Raw genomic sequence first — 1,489 nt, forward strand, 5'->3', positions numbered from 1 at the left:
CAAGGCCGTGAAGTTAGGGGCTGATCGGTTTCGTCAAGATCTCGATGTCGATGGTGGCTTTGTAGGTGTGTCTGTCGACGCGGAGGCTCTTGTAGGCGTAGCGGGAGAGGGGCCGTTTGACGGCTCGGGGGCTGGTGCGTTGGCGGCGGGTGGGCATGGGGTGGTTGAGGACTGCTCGCCCGATGGCGCCGATGAGGTCGATGGTGGTCTCGGCGATGATGTCCGCGGCTTGGACGACTTGGTCGCGGGCGGTGTTCAGGGCGATGCTGAAGCTGGCCCGGTCGGGGTCGGTTGTGGGTGTGGTTTCGGTGGCGTCGGCGATGGCGATCCGGATGGCTTGGTAGACGCTGAGCAGGGCGTAGATCTCTTGCGCGATGCCGGGCGGGGTGCGGGCGCGCAGGACCCGGCGGCCGAGCATCGACTTCTTGATCGCGTAGTAGGTCGACTCCACTTCCCAGCGTTCGTGGTAGAGCCGGATCAGATCGGACGCGGGATGGCGGTGGGCATCCAGGAGTGTGGTGGCCAGGCGGTAGGTGCCGGTGTGTCGTCCGGCCGTGGTGGTGAGGGTGATCTCGCACTCGATGACGCGGACGTCGAGGGTTCCGATCCGGGAGAGGAAGGAGCCGTCACGCAGGAGGCGTAGGACGGGGGGTTTGCGGATGGCGGTCAGACGGGCCAGGAACGCCGCACCGGTGCTGTCGACGGTTTCCAGGAAGGCGTTGGAGGAGAATCCGCGGTCCAGCAGCACGATCATCCCGGCCCGCACCGAGCGCATCAGCCGCTTTCCGTGTCCGGTCTCGCCCACGGACCTTGGGCCGAAGGCGGCGTCGATGACCGCGCGGGTTCCGCAGGCCACCAGTGTGGTCAGCAGGATCTGTGGGTAGCCAGCGGCGCCGGTGTACTGGTTGGAGCCCTTGCCCAGCGCCGTCCGCAGGGCAGGATCGTCGGGCACGTCCAGATGGGTGCTGTCGATCGCGACGACCAACAGGCCGCGGAAACGTGCCCCGGCCGTGCGGATCGCGCACGCGGGGCCTCGTAACAGATCGAACAGGGCCCGTAGTGGCCGCACGCCCAGCCTCGCACGGGCGTGCCACAACCCGGTCGCGGTCACCTTTGGGACCGACAGCCCACGCAGAGCGCCGGTGAGCTTGGACCACACCGTCGGATATCCGCACTCGGCGAACAGCCCAGCGGCCAGAAGCAGGTAGACCACCACCCGGGCGGGCAACTTTCGCAGCCGCCTCTGGACGGCACCGCACTCGGCGAGCACCGCGTCGACCATCTCGAACGGCACGATCTGGGTCAACCCACCCAGATGCCCCGGAGCGAAGACGCCCTCGGCTACCCCGATCTCACGACTGATGACACACTGGCCCGACAGCGGAGCCTCCGGTCTATGTGAACGGCTTGTCTTGGTCGACTGCCAGTTCTACCGGGGCTCCGCTTCCCACGTCACACCACCCCCACAACCCCTAACTTCACGGCCTTG

1 protein-coding gene is annotated in these 1,489 nt (G+C 67.2%); it reads right to left on the bottom strand.

Translation table 11 applies throughout. The features are described from left to right. Positions 1 to 13 precede the first annotated feature (13 nt). Complete coding sequence (locus ACYVPE_RS39755) at positions 14 to 1,381, bottom strand: IS4 family transposase (RefSeq protein WP_461038720.1); 1,368 nt, start codon at positions 1,379 to 1,381, stop codon at positions 14 to 16. Between the last annotated feature and the right edge of the window lie 108 nt (positions 1,382 to 1,489).

The organism is Streptomyces mayteni (assembly GCF_054783955.1).